Source organism: Paenibacillus sp. FSL R5-0908 (assembly GCF_038006245.1).
Classification (GTDB): domain Bacteria; phylum Bacillota; class Bacilli; order Paenibacillales; family Paenibacillaceae; genus Paenibacillus_AQ; species Paenibacillus_AQ odorifer.
Genome location: NZ_JBBOUV010000001.1, coordinates 6235846 through 6255911 on the forward strand (window position 1 = coordinate 6235846; position 20066 = coordinate 6255911).

A 20066-nucleotide genomic window follows, 5' to 3' on the forward strand; every position below is an offset into this window, starting at 1 on the left:
GTCAGCAAATGTCCATTACGATTATTGTCGAAGGCAAAAACGATCGCAGCAGATTACGACGCGTGCTGGTACCGGAAGTCGAAATCCTCTGTACCTTTGGTACATTAAATACGCTCAAACTCGAGTCCCTGCGACAAAAAGTAGGAGATGGAGAAGTATATCTTTATATGGATAACGACAGTTCAGGCAAAAAAATACGCGGGATTCTCCGCGATGCCTTTCCCGATGCTGGTCACATCTATACGCGCCGAGGTTATGCCGGAGTGGAAGGCACTCCAGATGAATACAATATTAATCAGCTTGAAAAAGCGGGTCTGGAAGAGTTCATCATTTACCCTGAACCCATTCCTTTTTGATTCGCGATATATTACCTAAGAAATTAAAAACGCCTTTTTCGTTATCCCCTTCATAAATGGGATTCGAAAAAGGCGTTTCTGTTATGCGGTTATGCTATTCACGAGCCAATTCATTCAGCCTATCGGCAAGAAATTCAGGCGTTATGTTATCCGTATCCCCTGCGTCATACAATGCACGGAGACGATTGTCCCGATCAACCAAGGCTATGCGATTGGCATGTACGAAATTTTCTTTACTATTCCCTGCAATTAGTACTTTAAAAGAATCAGTTGCCAGCTTACGAATCACTTCCTGATCCCCCCGTAAGAAGTACCAACCCTTATAATCTGCCTGGAAACGGTCCGCAAAGCCTTTAATGGCTTCGCGCGTATCATTCTCTGGATCAAAAGAAATGGAGACGAACGCCGTATCTTTTCCAAAGCTGCCATCGTCGACCAGAATTTTCTGCGTCTGAGATAACAGGAACGTAGTTATAGGACATACATCCGGACATTGCGTGAAAAAAAAGTATACCAGCCGTGCCTTACCTTGTGTATCAGCCAGAGTAATCTGGTCTCCATCCACATTTTCAAGTGAAAAGTCCTGCACTTCTCCGATTACTGGCAGTTTTTCTTTTCCTAAATTCAAAGAATTAACTGCCAGATAACCAGCCATTACCAAAGCAAGCAATAGTAGAATCCAGGTCCATTTATAACGCTTAAAGGTCTGCACGGACAATAATACCCTCCCTCTTCTTAACCGTGAATCGTATTCAATACAAGTACGATCAAACTTACCGTTAGGTAGTTAATGGAGAAGAGGAAGTTCTTCTTCGCCCAGACTTCGTCATCTTTTGCTGCAAAGCCCATCAAGGTTATGATTAACCAGGCCAGGGACAGCGCTGTTGAAATCACCAGATAAAAAATACCCGCATAGTCGTAGGCGTACATTAACACTGGAATAGGCAGCAACAGTGCTACATAAGGAATCATTTGAAACTTCGTACGACGTGTTCCTTTGACTACAGGCAGCAGCGGAAATCCAGCGGCTCTATATTCTTCTTTACGTCTAATCCCGAGCGCCCAGAAATGGGGAGGTTGCCACAGAAACAACATCGCAAACATCAACCAAGCCCCTAGATCAACTGTTCCCGTAACTGCAACGTAGCCAATTACCGGTGGCATAGCTCCAGAGATCGCACCTACTGAAGTGCTCCATGTTGATGTCCGTTTCAACCAAAGGGTGTATACTACAACGTAAACGAACATCCCTACAATCCCGAACAGACCGGCTAAAACTCCGGAAAAAGCAAACAGCACAATCAAGCCCGCAATTCCAAGCCCAATAGCATACAGCAATACGGTTTTGGGTTTCAGTCGTCCTGTAGGAAGCCCCCGATCGCGCGTTCTTTCCATCTTCATGTCCAGGTCACGGTCGAAATAGTTATTAAAAACACAGGCCGAAGCCATAACCAGCATTGTACCGAGCAGAGTCAGAACTAATCTGCCGTATTGAACATCCCAACCTGAAGCCAGCCAATATCCTGCAAAGGCAGCGATGAGGTTAGATCGGATAATACCGGGTTTTGTTACGGTAATGAAATCACGCCAACTTGCACCTTCCGGTGGAGATTTTGCAGACATAGCTGCAGAATCGGAAGAAGCTTGAAATGTTATATGATTATCCACACCAAATGATCCTCCTTCTAAACGAACTTCTAACGTTCTAGCCGAAGCACTAAATAGACTTCGCTGTTAACTTTATCATATCAAACCCGAGGAGACTTTGACAGTCATGGCACAGTATGTTCATGAATTTGACAATTACGTGACAATATTTATTTTCAGCCCGTTAATAACCTAAGCTGTATTTGGGTAATTATTAATAATGTACTTCCGAACAACAAAGGAGAACTGACCAATGGACACCGCTACACATTTAGTTATGGGCATAGGGCTAGCCGGACTTTCATTCGTAGATCCTGTCGTTGCTTCTGACCCTAAACTGGCCGGGGCCGTTATGCTGGCTACGATTTTAGGCTCACAGGCTCCTGATGCCGATACCGCATTAAGACTAAAGGACAATGCAATATATATTCGTAATCACCGGGGAATCACACACTCCTTACCTTTTCTAATTTTGTGGCCCGCTCTGATTGCCCTAGTCTTAGGGCCTCTGTTTGGATTTACTGATTTGGCGGCTTTAAGCCATGTTGCACTCTGGGGTTTCATAGGCGTAGGTGTGCATGTCTTCTCTGATCTGTTTAACACCTATGGAACCCAGGCCGCCCGTCCATTTACCGAGAAATGGATTGCCTGGAATATCATCCACATTTTCGATCCATTTATTTTTGGCAGCCATATCGCAGCTATTCTACTCTGGATCACTGGGATTGTGCCGCCCAAACCTTTATTTATTACGCTTTACGCCTGTACCATTCTTTATTATATTTGGAGAACGATTGTTCATGCCCGCCTTACACGAAACATCAAGCTTAAAGATATACACCATAATGCTGGCGAACGTTATATTGTAATCCCTACAATTTCACTTAAACGCTGGAACGTAGTTAAAGTGAAAAAAGACGGCAGCTATGACGTTGGGCAGCTACTGAACAACCGTCTGGAATGGTTCAAACATGCGGTCTGCTCGAATCATCCGGCTGTGGAAATATCCAAGTCGCACCCAGATATTCAGTCCTTTCTATATTTCACCTCTTATGCGGTTGCCGAAGTGGAGGAGCTTCCTTCAGGATATATGGTGCGCTGGGGAGACGTTCGTTATTTACACCGCAAACAATACCCTTTTGTGGCTGTATTAGTTATGGATAACCAATATAAACCTTTAAATACTTATGTAGGCTGGCTTAGCAGTGATAAGCTCGACAAACGATTTTCCATCGACCCTGGTTCTTTACGATGAAACTGTAGACTTACTGAGAGATCTATTCTATAATCACAAAAAATCCCGGAGTATTTTATAATACTCCGGGATTCATTTTAGCAGACACGGAAAGGAAGGCTCTTAATGAGTAAAGGACTCTCACTTTGGTTCGCTTGTTCTTCTATTCTTATTCTCACTGCCGCTTCAATCGCGATCAGCTATAGCTTCTGGCTGGCACTTCTGCTTGGTTTTCTCTGCGTATTGAATATTGGCTGGGGATTTATCCTCAAAGCCAGAATTAGACGCAAACAGGAAAGCTTAAGCTCTGATTAGATTAACGAGCTGGCAGAAAGCCCATTCGCTCTTTTACGCCATTCAATGTCTCAGCTGCAACAATACGCGCACGTTCAGCACCTTCGGCAAGAATATCAGTGATCGCACCTGAACTGCGAATTTCATGATATCTTTGTTGCAAAGGCTCAAGTGTGGATACAACCACTTCCCCAAGATCCTTCTTAAAGCCACCATACATTTGTCCCTCATAACGATCGGCAATTTGCTGAAGGGACATTCCAGAACATTCCGAGTAAATACTCATCAAGTTACTAATCTCTGGCTTGTTAGCCGGATCAAAGATCACTTCACGTCCAGAATCAGTCGTTGCGCGGCTGATTTTTTTACGGATCACATCCGGCGAATCCAACAAGGCAATATAGCTGCCTGCATTCGGGCTGCTCTTGCTCATTTTTTTAGTGCCATCATCCAGAGACATAATGCGTGCGCCCACTTCAGGGATATACGGTTCAGGAATCGTAAAGAATTCGCCAAAACGGTTATTGAAACGGCCAGCTAAATCACGTGTCAACTCCAAGTGCTGCTTCTGATCTTCACCTACTGGCACAAGATCCGCATTATAAACAAGAATATCTGCTGCCATTAAAGAAGGATATACGAATAGGCCCGCGCCAACCGAATCCTTACCTGATGATTTATCTTTGAACTGTGTCATACGCTCAAGCTCGCCCATTGCCGTTAGCGTAGTCATGATCCAGCCCAATTCCGCATGCTGAGGCACATGGGACTGCATATATACATTCGAACGCACAGGATCAATTCCTGCCGCGATAAAGAGTGCAGCTACAGCTTCAGACTGCTCACGCAGTGCCGCAGGATCTTGAGCAACGGTGATCGCATGCATATCGACAACCATAAAGAAACATTGATGATCGTCTTGCAGCTTCACAAAATTTTTCAGTGCTCCAATATAGTTACCCAAAGTTAGAGAACCGCTCGGCTGTATGCCTGACATTACTTTTTTCAACATAATATAGACCTCCGTTAGATGTAATTTCCGATTTCCGAGAACGCAAAAAAAGCCTCATCCGCAAGGGACGTGAGACCGTGGTGCCACCCTTATTCGCTGCTTAACCTTTGTATAGTCAAAAGGAAACAGCCTTAGTCTTCCGTTAACGGGGAAGATCCGGCCGGTCTACTAGGGCATCTTGCTCCCGTTCAAGCGCGGCGCTCAGGGGTCCATTCATCAGGAGTGTCCTACCGGTTCGCATCAACCACCGGCTTTCTGAAGGTGCATTTCCTGTCTACTTGTCCCCGTCATCACATTCTCATCATAATTTAATGCCTTCATCATAGAACCATAAAGAGAAGTTGTCAAATCACTTAACCACTTCCGCATAAATCTGTTATGATAAGGTTATCCATGTTCTATTCGATTACAGTTACGATAAAGGAGCATATCTCATGAAACAGGTGACCAAAGGGCAGTGGGGCGGTTATGATACTTATATTTTGCACAGCCGCGAACTGGAAGTCACGCTTTTGCCGCGACTAGGAAACAACGTGATTTCATTGTTTGATGTAAAGGAACAACGGGAAATTCTGCGGCGGCCTGATGAAAGCGATCAAGCTTTCTTTATGCAAAAACCTTACCATTTTGGCATCCCGCTCTTAATTCCACCCGGAAGAATTCGTAAAGGAAAATTTCAATTCGAGGGTACAAGTTATCAATTTGACCAGAATACCGCAGGTGACAATCATATCCATGGCCTACACCGGACTCAATCCTGGTGTGTCAGCGATATTGAAGAAGACGAGGACGGTTGTGCAGTCACTACTGAATTCCTTACTGAAGATGATCCGCACTGGATGGAGCAATTTCCCATTCCACTCAAATTCGAAATGACATTCAGGCTTCAGGATTCCCGGCTCAGCCAGACTTTAAAGGTTACAAATCTCGGCGATCATCGTATTCCCTTTGGGATCGGTTATCACACCTGGTTTATGATCGATGGAGAACCTGAACGCTGGAATCTCAAGCTGCCCGTAAACAGCATTTATGAACTAAACGATGAATTGCTCCCTAGTGGCAATCTAATTCCACTTGGTGATCTAGATTCTCTAAATTCTGGAATCAACCTCCAGGGAACTAATTTTGATACTGCTCTGCGTATTGGTGACAAGCAGCCCGTAGAAGCATTGTTATTACGCGATGATGGTTATGGTCTTCGTTATACAGCTGACGAGAATCATTTCCGCCACTGGGTCCTGTATACCAAAGGGCCGGCCGATCAATTTCTGTGCATCGAACCTTACACCTGGCTTCCGGATGCTCCTAACGTTTCCGATGACCCTTCCTTCACGGGCTTGCTGAAGGTAGAACCAGGTCAAAGTCTTGAGCTTTCCACTATGCTGGAAATGATCTATCCCGAGAATTAAAGCAGATATACATTATATCGGTCTTCCCTTGCGTTTACGTAAGAGAAGGCCGATTTTTTGTGCGAGCTTAGTTATTTGGGCTTTCTACCCTTACTTTTAATCGACTAATAATTACCATCCTTAAAACCTTTCGATAGCATGCATGAATTAGCCTCTTAGCGCTCATACTATCTTCACAACGGGCGAAGGAGGTGACACACATGGGTCAAGCAGGTCAAGGTCGTAGCAGCCGTTCCAATAACCTTGTAGTTCCTCAAGCAAATGCAGCGTTGCAACAATTGAAATATGAAGCAGCACAAGAGCTTGGAGTAACGATCCCAGCTGACGGTTATTACGGGAACTACACTTCCCGCGAAACTGGTTCTTTGGGAGGTTACATCACTAAACGTCTAGTACAACTGGCAGAACAACAACTGTCCGGTCGTCAGTAACATCGTTATCTTAAGTGTTTTATCCGGCGAAGGTCTTAAAAAGCCTATTGCCGACTAGCTTTCAAACCTCTCACACTTCTTCTAGAAGTTGTGGGGGGTTTTTCTAATTTATAGCCTATAGTCCCAGCTGCAAGCAATTTTTATGTAAAACGTTTAACTTAAAAATTGATCAGCACTCTCGGCGTAAGCATTACGGGGAGATCGAATCATCAGATTCGCCATATTATAATTAGACTCCAGCGTAGCATCTACAATTAGCTTGCCCTGTCTTATAGCGAACTCATAGCTGATCTCACCATGAGTCCAACGGCGTTTGTATTTCAGACTCTCCAGTGCCATTAGACGAAAAGAAGACTGCTGGCTCTCCGTTATTCCTTCCTTCACTTCTGTGAATCCACCCCCCCGACCGGCTAAAGGATGGTGACGTATGCCGAATTTGCCAATGGTATTATTGCGTATTTGCACAAATACCGTACCGGAAGATAGTCCTGACAATTCCTCTTGCAGTTCCCTAAACACCAAATCCATTTGTCTTGCTAATGATAGCTGTTCTGTCTTAAGCATATCTTTCCTCCTAAAAGTTTTGTGAGCTTAGCTACTTCGAGTTTACTTCGTACAAAATCGGCTTAGTAAGCGCTTACTTAAGCTTTTTGAGCTGAGCTCATTAGTCTTCCTTGCAAGCCTTTTATAAGGCTCAAGGCTCATTATAGACCCCTTACATACGTCCAACAACATTATTCTACAAAATTGGGTTATTATCCCTAGTAATGCGCAAAATTCATGGATCATTCGTATATTAATTTTTATAAACCGGGGGATTTCGACATTTAACCATTAAAAAAAGACCCCTTAACCGGGGTCTTTGCGTGTTCACACTGAAATTGCCTTATTTTTTGCGTCCTGAAATTTGTCTTATTTTAGACATTTCACGCTAAATGCTCTGTCATCTGCAAGAACTCGTTAATATCAGCCACGATCAGATCTGTAGCTCCTTGCCAGAAATCCGGCTTTGTCAGATCCACACCCAAATGTTTGAGCACCAAATCCTCCAATGTCATCACGCCGGTATCCTGCAACAAGCTATCATATTTGTCTGCAAAGGAAGCTCCCTCTTGTAATGCCAGACGATATAAGCCTGTACTAAACATATAACCAACGGTGTACGGGAAATTATAGAAAGGTACATCTGTGATATAGAAATGCAGCTTCGACGCCCAGAAATGAGGGTGGTATTCAGAAAGCACACCACAGAAAGCTTCTTTCTGTGCTTCCACCATCAGAGCAGACAGTTCCTCAGCATTTACAAGACCTTCCTTACGTTTTTCATAAAAGCGAGTCTCGAACAAGAATCGAGCGTGAATGTTCATAAAGAATGCCACACTGTTCTGTATCTTCGTTTCAAGCAGTGCCAGCTTCTCCTCTGCATTGCCCGCAGCTTTAACCTGAGCATCAGATACAATCACTTCTGCAAAGGTTGAAGCGGTCTCTGCAACGTTCATTGCATAATTCTGATTAAATACAGGTTGATCATCAAGCAGGTAGGAATGATAAGCATGTCCCAGCTCATGGGCCAATGTTGAAACATTGGAAGGTGTGCCGCTGTAAGTCATGAATATCCGTGATTCTTTACTCTCAGGGAAGGAAGTACAGAATCCACCAGGACGTTTGCCATTACGATCCTCAACCTCGATCCAGTTATTATCAAAGGCATGCTCTGCAAACTCAGCCATCTTAGGACTAAATTTACGGAACTGTGTGACGATATCCTTCGCAGCTTGATCATAAGGGATCTTGCCGGAAGATTTGCCTACAGGAGCTTCGACATCGACCCATGAGAGAGAATCCAGCCCCAGTAGCTTGGCTTTACGCTGAAGGTAGGACACGAGCACAGGTTTGCTATTCGTAATTACGTCCCACATCGTATTTAAGGTGTTCTGTGTCATACGATTGATGCTGAGCGGATCTTTCAGAACATCGTCCCAGCCTCTGCCCTTATAGAGCTTCAGGCGGAAGCCTGCTAAGTGATTTAAGGTATCCGCGCAATTATCTGCCGCTTCAGTCCAAGCCTCTTCCCATTTATGGAACATCGCTTGACGCACTTTTGGATCTGGATCATCCAGCTTATTAAAAGCTTGACCTGCAGATAGCAGCTTTGTTCCCTCTTCATCCTCAAATGGGATCTTGATCGAGCTCACAATTGTATCATAATGCCCGCTCCATCCATGATACCCGTCAACAGCTAATTCCAACGCTAAGCTTTCCAGCTCAGGGCTCATCTTCTCACGGGCCAAATCACGGCTCTCGCTCAGTACGAACGTTAAAGGAGCTATCTCTGGACGCGCCATCCACTCTGCCCAAACCTTGTCCGTAGTCTGACGAAGTACATTGCTAAATTGCGAGCTGATCCCTTCGAATCCGGCGCGCATGCTTGTCACTTTGGCCGCCAGTCTTACCGCTCCCTTGTCCATCTGATTCTGAGCGCCTAGACAGTCTGCGAAGGAAGTGACCTCCACAAGTCTTCCTGAACAGCTCTGAAGCAATGCTATAACCTCATCCAATGCTTTTGTAGACGCAACATCCGTTGGTGCCACAGCATCCTTCACAAAGCCTTGCAAGGATAAAATATCTTTTTCAAGCTTGCTCAAGAACCCTTCTAACTCTGCAGACGAAGAACCCCCCGGAAAAATAGTATCGAGTTCCCAAGTCAGTGATAAAGGTTGTTTCATGTGTACTCACCATTCCTTTGCTTTCATTTGACTTTCTTTGTAATTGTCTTAACACCATGGTAAAGTGAATAACGATATCTGAACATTTATAGCCGATAAACTTTAGGAGGGCATCCATATGAAGCCACTACAAATTTCACCGGAAACAGCCATTACGTTATCCAAGCAACTAGGCGTTCCTTTGGAACACTTGATGCATATGCCCCAACATATTTTACTACAAAAAATAGCGGAGCTATCCAAAAAACAAAATCCCCCACAAACTGAGGGCGAAAATGAAGAGACTCCTTCTGGGAAGGACTCACAATGATTCCATTTAGTCATACCTGGCCTTATGACATCATTCTAGGCGATATGTATGTGCAATACTGTCCATTCTGTAACTCAGAGAATGTGCTTCTGCCTATGAAGCCAAAAGAATTACAAATCGTTCGTGACGGCAAGAAAAAACTGCTCGTCTTCCCCTGCTGCAGCGCCAGTCCTACAGTTATAGATAATGACGGCGACTACCTTTTGTTCGATCGAGCTGTCAGATAAGCAAATTCTAACATTTTCTTTCTACAAAGCGCAGAGGAGAATTTAATTCTCTTCTGCGCTTTTTGTTGTTCGCAAACGTTATGAACTTGAAGACAAGCCTTCGATATCAACTTCAACATCTAGAGCCTCAGCACGCATTTGCTCCCGTAAAATAACCCACTGCTCACGTGCCGCCCGAATCATCGCCGCATCCATGATCTTCTGATCATTAATCAGACGGGAGAACCACATTACAGCCACTGAGTATTCCCCGATCCGCCGATTAAGTTCGCCGATCAGGTACATGAGCCGGGCATCATTGCCGGCAATGCCATCTATTTCATAGACCTTAACATACTCGTCCAAAGAATAGCGTAAAAAACGCTTCTCCTGCTCAGTCTCCCCTTGATAGCGGTAGAGCCAAGCAATATGATGCAGCAGACTTGCGATAATCCGATCTTTATCGTTAATACTCTGAGCACATAAAAGCGCCAGTTTATAGGTCTCGAGCGCAGTTTCCCAGTCTCGTTTCTCTCCAAAGTCCCGGCTCTTCCAGCGTTTCCCTACCTGTTCATTAAATGCCTTGCGCTGACGTTCCGTCAGCTTGTCAGCCGAATTTTCTGTGGAGGCAAATCCGCAATTGGGGCAGACTCGTACAACATAATAATCCGGATTCTCATTTTTATAATACGCGCAGAAATCAGCATCACGTCGAATAGCCGTTTTTAGACTGGGACGTACCCGCGAGGTTGAAAATTCATTTTCACAGTTGCAACACTTGACCTTAATAGAATATAGGGGTATTAACTCTGTCAAGTACTCTCATTCCTTTCAGGATCAACCTGTCCCTTGTTATTCCTGGGGCATGTTAACAAAATGATGTGCAGGACCTGCAAGGCGGCTAAGCACGAATGAACGCAGTGGTTCTTCGACTCCAGTCTCCACCAGTGCCTCTTTCATACATTGTAACCACTCCTCAGCACGTTCTGGAGTAATAGGAATATGCATATGCCTTGCTCTCATCATGGGATGTCCATGTAATTCCGAATAAAGTGGACCCCCGCCAAAAAACTGTGTCAGGAATTGATATTGCTTCTCCAGAACTGGAGTAATATCTTCAGGGAACAAGGGTCCCAGCTGCGGATGAAGCTGTACCTTGGCATAGAACACTTCCACCAACCGATGTAGTGCTTCAGCCCCCCCTAGATTGTCATATATACTCTCATTTGGATTCATTGAGGTTACCAGCCTTCTTCCATATTAATGAAACGTTACTTATTTTATTATACCAAAGATAAGCATAACACGGATATCCGTCGAAAGTGCTCTCTAAACTACAGAAAAAAGACGCTAAACTATAGTTCAGCGCCTGAAGAGTAAGGTTAGTAGGTCCTAAATTCCTCATCACCAGGAGGGACGAGAGAGACCCGGATTACATATACAAAAGCACAAACGAGAACTCCGGCTATAACGCTCATCGCCATCACTCCATCCCATTTAATCGTGTAACAGAGGGTGCATTTATTTATTACATAATATCATAATTCCTGCGAAAAAGCACAGATAATTGTAACCGCTTTCTCCATTTTTTTGTGCTGTTTGTCCCTCTTTTTGCATACATCTAACCATAGACCAGGAGGCGTTAATTATGACTTTTAAAAAGATTGGCGGCCCGCTGCTGGGATTCATATTGGCTGGTTGTATGCTGCTTATGTTACTTCATCCTGAAGCATCTCTTGCCGCAGCTTTACGTGGCCTGGCCATCTGGTGGGACGTGCTCTTCCCTTCACTGTTTCCCTTCTTCGTCATTTCTGAAATCATGCTAGGCTTAGGCATTGTCCATCTCTTCGGCGCTTTACTTGATCCACTGATGCGTCCCCTCTTCGGTATACCAGGCAGCGGTGGTTTTGTCGCGGCCATGGGATATGTATCAGGATATCCCGTCGGAGCCAAATTAACCGCTAAGCTGCGGGAGCAGAAGCTGATTAGCAGAATCGAAGGTGAACGCCTTGTAGCATTTACAACCTCCTCCGATCCTATTTTTCTACTAGGGGCGGTATCCGTTGGGTTTTTTCGCGATGCTTCTTTGGGGCTAATATTGGCACTGGCCCACTACGGAAGTGGCTTAATGGTTGGTCTCCTAATGTCATTTCATGGACGCAAGGAACAAAAGACTCCCACCCAAGACCCAGAAAAAAGTAGTTCTGACGCCCCCTCTGCTCCAGCAAAACAAGGATTCGGCAGAATACATGCCGCACTCCTTGCGATGTCCGAAGCCCGGCGCAAGGATGGACGGAGCTTCGGGGAGCTGTTAAAAGGAGCGATCCAATCCTCGCTACAGCTTATTATTGTCGTAGGGGGTCTGGTTGTATTCTTCAACGTGCTAATGGAGCTGCTTGCCCGTGCCGGAATCCTGCCCTCACTATTTAGCCTGGCCGGATCTCTCGTCTCCCTTGTTGGAGGGCCTCCCGAATTAGCTCAGGCCTTGATCAGCGGATTGTTTGAGGTCACCATAGGTGCCCGTTCTGCTGGTGAAGCCGCTTCTTCCATCCCCCTTCAATTCAAGGTCGCAGCAGCTGCCTTTATTCTCTCTTGGGGCGGATTATCTGTACATGCCCAAGTCGCAAGTATTTTGAACGGTACCGGGCTGCGTTATCTGCCGTTCTTAACTGCGAGACTGATACATGCCGTACTCGCAGCAGGTCTCGTGGTGCTGCTATGGAAGCCTGTGATGGGATCAGGATTGTCTTCTGCCTGGGTCTCACTGCCAGCCTCCACTGCCTTTACACCTTCAGCCTCAGGTGTCACTGCCAGCCTAGCTCTACTGAGTCTTATACTGGCTGCTGCTCTTCTAGTGTCACTGCTTATCCCTGCCTTTATGGCAATGCTCCGATTGATGCGCCGAAGTTGATTACATATTGTGTTCCGGGGCAAGATTGATTATGATCGGTGTATGACGGAATTATATAAAGGAGCTTGTACATCTTGAGATATTATGTTCTGGACCGCGGTGATGAGCTGTCAATCAAACTTGCCGAGCAATTTCACAAGCTGGCGGCGGAGCGGGATTTGCAACTGGATGCCGAGTCTCCGGAAATCGTCATCTCGATAGGTGGAGACGGCACAATGCTGCACGCTTTTCATACCTTTATCGATCAGATTCCCAACTTAGCCTTTGTAGGTGTGCACACAGGACACCTCGGCTTCTATGCGGACTGGCAAGCAGAAGAGCTGCCCACCTTAATCGATTATATGTGCGGAACCGGTGATTCTGAGCCGCAGAAACCGCGCATTGTGAAATATCCATTAATAGAGCTGGAGATTCACAAAAAATCGGGATCTTCGTCTCACATTGCCCTCAACGAATTTACCCTTAAAGGCGTGGATGGAACTATAATGATCCAAATCGACATCAATGATGTCACCTTCGAAATGTTCCGGGGCGATGGACTTTGCATTTCAACTCCCTCTGGCAGCACCGCTTATAACAAAAGTCTTGGGGGCGCTATGGTTCACCCTTCAATAGAAGCGCTGCAGATTGCCGAAATCGCGTCTATTAACAACCGTGTATTCCGGACAATGGGCTCGCCGCTACTACTGCCGAAGCATCATCATTGTGACATTTTTTCATGTAAAGACCAGCGTTTGCTGCTCACCGTAGATCATAACAACATTCCTGTTGATGACCTGATTTCAGTACGCTGTCAAGTTTCAGACAAAAAAGTCAGCTTCGCAAGGTATCGTCCGTTTCCGTTCTGGAACCGTGTCCGTGAAGCTTTCTTAGTCTGAGATCAGGGGATCAAAAAGCTGGAGATTTCAATATCTCCGGCTCTTTTTGGTGTGACAAAACTAACACCAATTGATAGACATAGAGAGAAATCAAATGGTATAATGAGGCTATTTTACAAAGAGTTACATAAAAGGAGAGAGTACTGTTGAAAAAATTATTATCCCTCTTGAGCATAAGTCTTCTGGCCCTGATACTGGCGGTCCCGGCTTTTGCTGCTTCAAAACCGATTGATGTTTATATCAACGGCAGTAAGGTTTCCTTTACCGCAGGAACCCCATACTTAGCGAACAATTCTGTACTTGTCCCTTTCCGGGTCATCTTCGAAAAGCTTGGACTGCAGGTGCTTTGGGATGCCAAGACTGGAACAGTAACAGGTAAAAGTTCAAATCTGGCGATCAGCCTAAAAATTGGCAGCAACCGCGCAACCGTTAACGGAACCGTGAAAAAACTGACCACCGCACCAGTCTCCTCAGCTGGCACTACATACATTCCTTTACGTTTTATCGCAGAGGCAACCGGAGGCACAGCCGTCTGGAATTCAACCAGCAGAAGCGTGCAAATTACCACCCCAGTATCCAAAGATAAGGACGAAGCAGCGATTACAGCATTAATCCGTTTGTCAAATAAGTATTTCAATGAAGAAAAAGCGATTAGCTTCTATTCCCTTATGGATTCAGAATCCTCAAATGCGGAGTCAGTGGCGGATCTTAATGCCTCCTTTGAGATTTTTGACATAAAAAATACTATTGAGAGTTTGGAAATCATTGATATTTCAGGCAATGACGCTACTGTCTATACACTGGAAAGCTCTCGCCGGACAGGTGGAGCCTATACGCCAGATACAGAGGACGAATACATGTATACACTTGTCCGCAAAAATGGAAGCTGGAAAATATCATCTGTGGAATCCCAAAGCTCCGTGATACTGCTGACTCGTGAACAAGCTCTAAAAACAGCAGCTAACATTCCTCAAAATGATGCGGATGCCATCAAAGGGAATATCACCAAATATTATCAAGCTATGAATGAACAAAATTCGGCCGCTGTTCTTTCCACCATGACTTCATACGGAGAAGAATATGATACCTCCCTTAAGGAAGATCTGGAAGATTTCTTTACTTCATATGACGTCACTTATACTCCAAGCGTGTCGAATATCTACTATTTTAGCGCGAAAGAAGCAGCTATTTATGTAGAAAGCAAAGAGAAGGATGCCAGTGAAGAGGAAACTTTTGAGCAAGGCACGATCTTCATTTTATCCAAGTCAGATAGCGGGGTATGGACTACTGATAACACCTACAGCGTTTACTATAAACTCGTGAAATCCTAATAACCATACGTCACAGAAAGTTAATTCGTGCAGTGTATACTTTCTTATCTTATAAATTATATAAAAAGGGCGTATGATTCCATGAAATCCAATAAAGTAATAAGTGCACTTTTAGGCAGCTGTCTGGCTTTATCCCTAACCTTTGCTCCAGTGGTTTCTGCTGCCGATGCCGCTCAGGCATCTACAGATAACCGTGATCTTATCAATGAAGTCATGAATATTCTGGAGAACTATAACCTCTCCGGTGTAGATAAGGATACCTTGATTCGTGGAGCCATTGACGGCATGGTGAACACCTTGGATGATCCCTATAGCCAATACTTCAATACCGAGGAAGCGGCACAATTTGAACATGATGTTGATCTGGAATACGTTGGTATCGGTGTTAGATTGCAATATACTGCAACAGAACTTTACATCGAAGACATAACACCCGGTTCGCCTGCAGAACAAGCAGGTCTGAAACGCGGCGATACGATAGTCAAAATTAACGGAATCCCCGTTGAAGAGACTGAAGGTGACGAGTTAAGCGGAGCCGCAGGCACCAAGGTCACTCTGCAGGTCCTCCGGAATGGAGTGACTAAATCATTTCGTGTAACCCGGAATGAAATTAGCTCTACTTCTGTTACCGGAACTATTGTTGGACAGAAAATAGCCTACATCACACTGAGCGGTTTCACACAGAATTCCGATGAAGAATTTGCCGCTATGCTGAAAAAGATGCGCGCAGCAGGTATGAAATCGATGGTGCTTGATTTGCGTGACAACTTAGGCGGCTATATGGATTCGGCATACAACATTACCTCCAATTTTATGGATAAAGGCATTATGATGTATACCTCTGATCAAACCGGAGCACTTACTCCAGTAACGATTACCAGCGGCAGCAAAATAGGCGTACCCGTCGTTATTCTAACGAATGAGTATACTGCCAGCGCCTCTGAGGCGCTTACTGGCGCATTACGTGACAATAAGCTCGCTACCGTCGTAGGCACTCGTTCTTTCGGTAAAGCACGTATTCAGAGCCTGCTTCCAATGTCTAATGGAGACATGCTGAAGCTGACTACGCAGAAATACCTAACTCCAAATAAAGAAGACTTTAATCACATCGGGCTTGCACCGGATATTGAGGTTAAAGGCAAAACTGCACAACTGATTACCGCTCTTCAGATTGCAGGAATGAAAAGCATTGAGATTTCCGGTGATCATCATATCTTGAACGTCAACGGGGTTGCCTTTGCTGGTAATGTGGGTCTAATAAAGCAAGGAGATAAGACTTATGCTTCTTCGCTCGTACTAGGTGCACTGATCGAAGGCGACATCACATGGGATGCCAAGAACAAAAAAGTCATCGTAACGAACGGGGCAGGTAAAGCGACCGGCTTTACGTTGTCCTCCAAAGAGGCGCTTTCTCAGAACGGCGAGACCTTCATTGAATTAAATGCCTTTAAGAAGAAGTTCCCAGCGCTTGTATGGAGTTACAATGCAACACAGAAACAATTGAAATTATCTGTAAAATAGATCCTTAATCTCACTAATCATTAAGCTGCTGAATCAAGCAACAATGAGTAAAAACAGGAGTTGTCACATAAGCCATGAAATGGCCGTTGGGACAACTCCTGTTCTTTGTTTAGTTTGATAATATTTGTACCTACGAAACATCTGTAGCACCTATCGGACATGGATGACCCTAAACGCAAAATTAATCCATATTTGTGGTGCTATCGGACTCCATAGTCGCTATAGGTATGAAAAACACCCTAATTATGCCTCTTTCTAACGAATAGCACCATTGGAGTCCGAAACCCCGCTCAAAAGGCTGAAAATTCGCAAATAACGGCATCTGGGTCCTTAAGCCTCAGGAGATGATGAAACTGCTGCGTCAAGTAGCCAACGATTAACAGCACAGATTAGCAGAGCAACCTACAGTAGCAGAACACTGAGCAGCACAGCATTACTGAGCGCACACAGCAACACCACAACACTGAGCAACACCACAACACTGAGCTGCGATCTCCAAGTAACGGAAGAAACGCTGCTCTGCTATTTTTTATAAGAAAAAAAGCTGGCTCATTCGTAGAAGGACTCTACTTATGGTTCAGCTCTCATCATTAAGGTTGTGAATTTTCTATGTTTTGATTGTTTTGATTGTTTTGATTGTTCTGAGCGCTTTGATTGTTCTGGTTGTTTTGATTGTTCTGAGCGCTTTGAGGTTTTGGTGTGTTTTGGGGTTTCTGAGACTGACCTTGTGGCGGTCTGCCTTGGAAATCCTTTTTGGATTTCTTGCCCTGTGAATCCTTGCCCCGGTGATTTCGGCTCTGATGTTCTCTCACAGGTCTATCCTTCGCCATATTGTCCTTAGAAGAAGTCATCTCTTTAAATGCCAATGAGTGATTCGAGCCTTGCTTAGAGGATGTTTCTTTAACAGAGAACTCTTTATCTGCAGCCGCTTCATCACTAGCTTCCGATTCTTGCTCCAAGGCCTCTTCATCGCTCGGCTCTGGTATTTCTTTGATTAAAATATCCTTGAACATGCCTTCCTGGGGTACTTCTTTCAATTTATGCAGCACAAAATAAGCGCAGCCAAAATTGCAGTATTCATTAATATAATCAACCATACCCGAAATCGCTGTATCCCGATTCACCTTAGGATGGTTGTCCCGGTAAAAACCTTTCAAACGTAACTGACTGTAACCCCAGTCACCGATAATATAGTCGTATCTTTCCAGCACCTCGCTATATCTCCCGCGAAACGCCTCCGGATTCCAACCATCCTTATGATCCAACATAAGTTCATAGCCTTTTCCGCCTATTACGATCAAACCTTTTGTCGCCTGCCTTTCTTTGGGTATCGTGGCGTTGATTATGCCGCCATCTATGTGGAATATTGGGCTTTCGGTCGCTGTTCTAGAACCGCTTCTACAGCACCAATATTCCCCTCCGATGACGCAAATCAACGTTTTTATGGGTAACCTAAAAGCAGAGATATCAGAACGCTGTTGCTTCTTCCTCCTCTTACTAACATTCTCCGTGAATTAAACCACAGAAAAGCAATAATTAGCTAGAAGAAACCGCACGCTCCTCGCGAGCTTGAGCTGCAGACTTCACCTGCTCATGCGCATGATAAGAGCTGCGAACTAGCGGGCCTGATTCCACATGGCTGAAGCCACGCTTCATTCCCTCTTCCTTCAACAGTGCAAATTCCTCCGGTGGATAATATTTCTCCACATTTAAATGTTTTGGAGTGGGTTGCAAATATTGTCCTAAAGTCAATATATCACAATTTACGGCTCGCAAATCATCCATTGCTTGTAAAATCTCGTTCCACTCTTCACCGACACCAAGCATGATACTCGATTTGGTTGGAATATTGGGTTTCATTTCCTTGGCTCTGCGCAGCAATTCCAAGGAACGAGCGTACTTCGCTTTAGCCCGTACACGATCTGACATCCGTTCCACGGTCTCAATATTATGATTAAGAATGTCTGGATTACTGTTCATGACAATCTCAAGACTATTCCGGTCTCCTAAAAAGTCTGGAATAAGCACTTCAACACTACATAACGGAAGGCGCTTACGAATCGCCGCTACCGTCTCAGCAAAAATCTGAGCGCCACCATCCGCAAGATCATCGCGGGCCACACTAGTCACCACACAGTGACGAAGATTCATTTTCTCTGCAGCTTCAGCTACACGTTCAGGCTCCTGCAGGTCCAGTTCTGTAGGCATCCCTGTATTCACTGCACAAAAACGGCATGCGCGTGTACAAATATCACCTAAAATCATGAAGGTAGCCGTACGGTTTGCCCAGCATTCATAAATATTCGGACACCTGGCTTCTTCACATACGGTATGTAAAGTTTTGGAACGCATCATGCTTTTGATTTCCTGATAATTGTCACCGGTAGTCAGCTTAATCTTAATCCAATCCGGTTTAGGTTGCTTTGCTGTTTTATTAGACAAAATGATAAACCCCGCTTCCTCCTGAATGTGATGCTGCAGATGAAAGTTGCTGCCTCATATTATAACATGTGCGATTTACAATTGCCTGTTTTTGTGAAATATGCAGGGTGCATCATCTGGAGTTTCCAGCGAGATTTTTCTGGTACCTTTAGACAAGAACGGATAAAAAGTAGCATTTTGCACCAATCTATAAAAAAGCTTCTTCCGAAGTGACTACATTCAATTTAATGCCCGGACAAAGGAGGCTGTTATCTTGCTAGCCCTATTTAGGAATATTAAAGACCGGAGAACCCTGTTATGCCTGTCCGCGGCCGCTATCCTCTGGGGTGGTTTAAACCTTCCTGTTTCAGCAGCTGTAGCGCGGCCTACAATCCAACCGGTGATGAGCAGCGGGGATCCCGCTAGTGCTAGCAAAGAAGCGCAATGGTCTGGCCGTAGACAGATTTACGAGCAAATGAGTGCAGCTACTGGTATCCCTTGGTTTAGGTTCGCAGCCATTGATCAATATGAACGCACGCTCGCCAAAAAGGGAGCTTCAGGGCAGCCTGTCTCGACGCGCCTTACAGCCATAAAGATCCCGGCACCGGTATGGGCTGGTCCACTCAATCCGGATCAGGGGGATACTTCCCCAAACTCCATTAGCTTCTTTGATGGTTTTGGCAGTGATGGCTCAGGAGACGGCATAGCTGATCCAGAGAATGATGCGGACGTTCTGTATAGTATGGCTAGACACTTATTGAAGTATGGACAATCCGCTAGTGATTTCAGTATCGGGGTCTGGGAGTATTATCACAATGGCCGCGCTTCGCAGCGCATTACCCAGTTCGCGAAGTTATATGAACATTTTGGACGGCTGGACCTATCCGGCAATGCCTTCCCGCTTCCCCTAAGTAACCTTTATTCTTATCGTAGCACTTGGGGCACTGGAAGAAGCTGGGGCGGTGCACGTATCCATGAAGGAACAGATTTATTTGCACCTCAAGGAGTGCCCGTCCGAAGCACCTGTTTTGGCTTAGTGGAGACAAAAGGCTGGAACCGGTACGGCGGCTGGAGAATCGGGATTCGCGATATCGAGAACCGTTACCATTATTACGCTCATCTATCTGGATATAACAAAACCATTTCTCGCGGAGATATAGTCACCCCCGGTGAGATTATTGGCTGGGTAGGCAGCTCGGGTTACGGCAATCCAGGAACACAAGGAAAATTCCCTCCACATCTACATTTTGGCATTTACCGCGATCGCGGAATTACCGAATGGGCTTTTGACCCCTATCCGTTGCTTAAGCAGTGGGAGAATCAGGAATATAGAGACTTAAAGAACAAAAGAAGCAAAAAAAGTGCTGTAAATTAGAATA

Annotated in this window: 21 protein-coding genes and 1 other annotated feature; of the genes, 12 read left to right on the forward strand and 9 right to left on the reverse strand. The window is 45.0% G+C overall.

Annotated features, from left to right (window positions below; genetic code table 11):
- Positions 1 to 8 precede the first annotated feature (8 nt).
- Positions 9 to 356, forward strand: a complete 348-nt coding sequence (locus MKZ09_RS28265; protein WP_036685586.1) for a DNA primase — start codon at positions 9 to 11, stop codon at positions 354 to 356.
- Positions 357 to 450: 94 nt separating this feature from the next.
- Here the strand turns inward: MKZ09_RS28265 and MKZ09_RS28270 are convergent, their stop codons facing one another.
- Both MKZ09_RS28270 and cyoE read right to left on the reverse strand, forming a co-directional pair.
- The gene (locus MKZ09_RS28270; RefSeq protein ID WP_111506403.1) at positions 451 to 1068 is read right to left on the reverse strand and encodes an SCO family protein; all 618 of its coding nucleotides are present in this window, start codon (positions 1066 to 1068) and stop codon (positions 451 to 453) included.
- Between the two features lie 23 nt (positions 1069 to 1091).
- Positions 1092 to 2024: a heme o synthase gene (cyoE, locus tag MKZ09_RS28275; RefSeq protein ID WP_036685285.1), complete on the reverse strand. Its 933-nt coding sequence runs from the start codon at positions 2022 to 2024 to the stop codon at positions 1092 to 1094.
- Positions 2025 to 2256: 232 nt separating this feature from the next.
- Between cyoE and MKZ09_RS28280 the strand changes: the two genes are divergently transcribed.
- Both MKZ09_RS28280 and MKZ09_RS28285 read left to right on the forward strand, forming a co-directional pair.
- Positions 2257 to 3258: a metal-dependent hydrolase gene (locus MKZ09_RS28280; RefSeq protein WP_036685288.1), complete on the forward strand. Its 1002-nt coding sequence runs from the start codon at positions 2257 to 2259 to the stop codon at positions 3256 to 3258.
- A 105-nt stretch (positions 3259 to 3363) separates the two neighbouring features.
- Complete coding sequence (locus MKZ09_RS28285) at positions 3364 to 3552, forward strand: hypothetical protein (protein ID WP_076134180.1); 189 nt, start codon at positions 3364 to 3366, stop codon at positions 3550 to 3552.
- Position 3553: 1 nt separating this feature from the next.
- Here MKZ09_RS28285 and trpS read toward each other — a convergent pair whose 3' ends face one another.
- Complete coding sequence (gene trpS, locus MKZ09_RS28290) at positions 3554 to 4540, reverse strand: tryptophan--tRNA ligase (RefSeq protein WP_036685592.1); 987 nt, start codon at positions 4538 to 4540, stop codon at positions 3554 to 3556.
- A 63-nt stretch (positions 4541 to 4603) separates the two neighbouring features.
- Positions 4604 to 4843, reverse strand: a binding site (T-box leader).
- Between the two features lie 134 nt (positions 4844 to 4977).
- Here trpS and MKZ09_RS28295 point away from each other — a divergent pair.
- Together MKZ09_RS28295 and MKZ09_RS28300 are read left to right on the forward strand one after the other, a co-directional pair.
- The gene (locus MKZ09_RS28295; RefSeq protein ID WP_036685293.1) at positions 4978 to 5952 is read left to right on the forward strand and encodes an aldose 1-epimerase; all 975 of its coding nucleotides are present in this window, start codon (positions 4978 to 4980) and stop codon (positions 5950 to 5952) included.
- Positions 5953 to 6152: 200 nt separating this feature from the next.
- A complete protein-coding gene (locus MKZ09_RS28300; protein ID WP_036685295.1) occupies positions 6153 to 6383 on the forward strand; it encodes an alpha/beta-type small acid-soluble spore protein in 231 nt (76 codons plus the stop codon).
- A 153-nt stretch (positions 6384 to 6536) separates the two neighbouring features.
- Here MKZ09_RS28300 and MKZ09_RS28305 read toward each other — a convergent pair whose 3' ends face one another.
- Complete coding sequence (locus MKZ09_RS28305) at positions 6537 to 6947, reverse strand: hypothetical protein (protein WP_036685297.1); 411 nt, start codon at positions 6945 to 6947, stop codon at positions 6537 to 6539.
- 362 nt (positions 6948 to 7309) lie between these two features.
- Positions 7310 to 9109 carry a M3 family oligoendopeptidase gene (locus MKZ09_RS28310; protein WP_076134178.1) on the reverse strand — a complete coding sequence of 600 codons (1800 nt, stop codon included), beginning with the start codon at positions 9107 to 9109 and terminating at the stop codon, positions 7310 to 7312.
- Between the two features lie 118 nt (positions 9110 to 9227).
- On the opposite strand from MKZ09_RS28310, the gene MKZ09_RS28315 reads away from it, so the two are divergent.
- Entirely contained in the window at positions 9228 to 9419 is a 192-nt protein-coding gene (locus tag MKZ09_RS28315) for a YycC family protein (protein WP_076105309.1), read from the forward strand.
- Positions 9416 to 9646 (forward strand): hypothetical protein, encoded by a 231-nt coding sequence (locus MKZ09_RS28320; protein WP_036685307.1) that lies wholly within the window; start codon positions 9416 to 9418, stop codon positions 9644 to 9646. The genes MKZ09_RS28315 and MKZ09_RS28320 overlap by 4 nt, the downstream gene beginning before the upstream one ends.
- A gap of 78 nt (positions 9647 to 9724) precedes the next feature.
- Here the strand turns inward: MKZ09_RS28320 and MKZ09_RS28325 are convergent, their stop codons facing one another.
- Together MKZ09_RS28325 and MKZ09_RS28330 are read right to left on the reverse strand one after the other, a co-directional pair.
- On the reverse strand, positions 9725 to 10441 hold the full coding sequence (locus MKZ09_RS28325; RefSeq protein ID WP_076134177.1) for a DUF2225 domain-containing protein: 717 nt from the start codon (positions 10439 to 10441) through the stop codon (positions 9725 to 9727).
- A 36-nt stretch (positions 10442 to 10477) separates the two neighbouring features.
- A complete protein-coding gene (locus tag MKZ09_RS28330) occupies positions 10478 to 10861 on the reverse strand; it encodes a globin domain-containing protein (RefSeq protein ID WP_076134176.1) in 384 nt (127 codons plus the stop codon).
- A 412-nt stretch (positions 10862 to 11273) separates the two neighbouring features.
- On the opposite strand from MKZ09_RS28330, the gene ylbJ reads away from it, so the two are divergent.
- The 4 genes from ylbJ to MKZ09_RS28350 all read left to right on the forward strand — a co-directional run bounded on the left by ylbJ (position 11274) and on the right by MKZ09_RS28350 (position 16266).
- Positions 11274 to 12536, forward strand: coding sequence for a sporulation integral membrane protein YlbJ (gene ylbJ, locus MKZ09_RS28335; RefSeq protein ID WP_076134175.1), 1263 nt, complete (start codon positions 11274 to 11276; stop codon positions 12534 to 12536).
- Positions 12537 to 12610: 74 nt separating this feature from the next.
- Positions 12611 to 13414, forward strand: coding sequence for an NAD kinase (locus tag MKZ09_RS28340; RefSeq protein ID WP_036685317.1), 804 nt, complete (start codon positions 12611 to 12613; stop codon positions 13412 to 13414).
- A 146-nt stretch (positions 13415 to 13560) separates the two neighbouring features.
- Positions 13561 to 14745 carry a copper amine oxidase N-terminal domain-containing protein gene (locus tag MKZ09_RS28345; RefSeq protein ID WP_076134174.1) on the forward strand — a complete coding sequence of 395 codons (1185 nt, stop codon included), beginning with the start codon at positions 13561 to 13563 and terminating at the stop codon, positions 14743 to 14745.
- 81 nt (positions 14746 to 14826) lie between these two features.
- On the forward strand, positions 14827 to 16266 hold the full coding sequence (locus tag MKZ09_RS28350; protein ID WP_076134173.1) for a S41 family peptidase: 1440 nt from the start codon (positions 14827 to 14829) through the stop codon (positions 16264 to 16266).
- A 590-nt stretch (positions 16267 to 16856) separates the two neighbouring features.
- On the opposite strand, the gene MKZ09_RS28355 is transcribed toward MKZ09_RS28350, so the two are convergent.
- Both MKZ09_RS28355 and lipA read right to left on the reverse strand, forming a co-directional pair.
- Entirely contained in the window at positions 16857 to 17567 is a 711-nt protein-coding gene (locus MKZ09_RS28355) for a YutD family protein (RefSeq protein ID WP_081394314.1), read from the reverse strand.
- Positions 17568 to 17802: 235 nt separating this feature from the next.
- Positions 17803 to 18708: a lipoyl synthase gene (gene lipA / locus MKZ09_RS28360; RefSeq protein ID WP_076134172.1), complete on the reverse strand. Its 906-nt coding sequence runs from the start codon at positions 18706 to 18708 to the stop codon at positions 17803 to 17805.
- 253 nt (positions 18709 to 18961) lie between these two features.
- Between lipA and MKZ09_RS28365 the strand changes: the two genes are divergently transcribed.
- A complete protein-coding gene (locus MKZ09_RS28365) occupies positions 18962 to 20062 on the forward strand; it encodes a M23 family metallopeptidase (RefSeq protein WP_076134171.1) in 1101 nt (366 codons plus the stop codon).
- Positions 20063 to 20066: the final 4 nt, after the last annotated feature.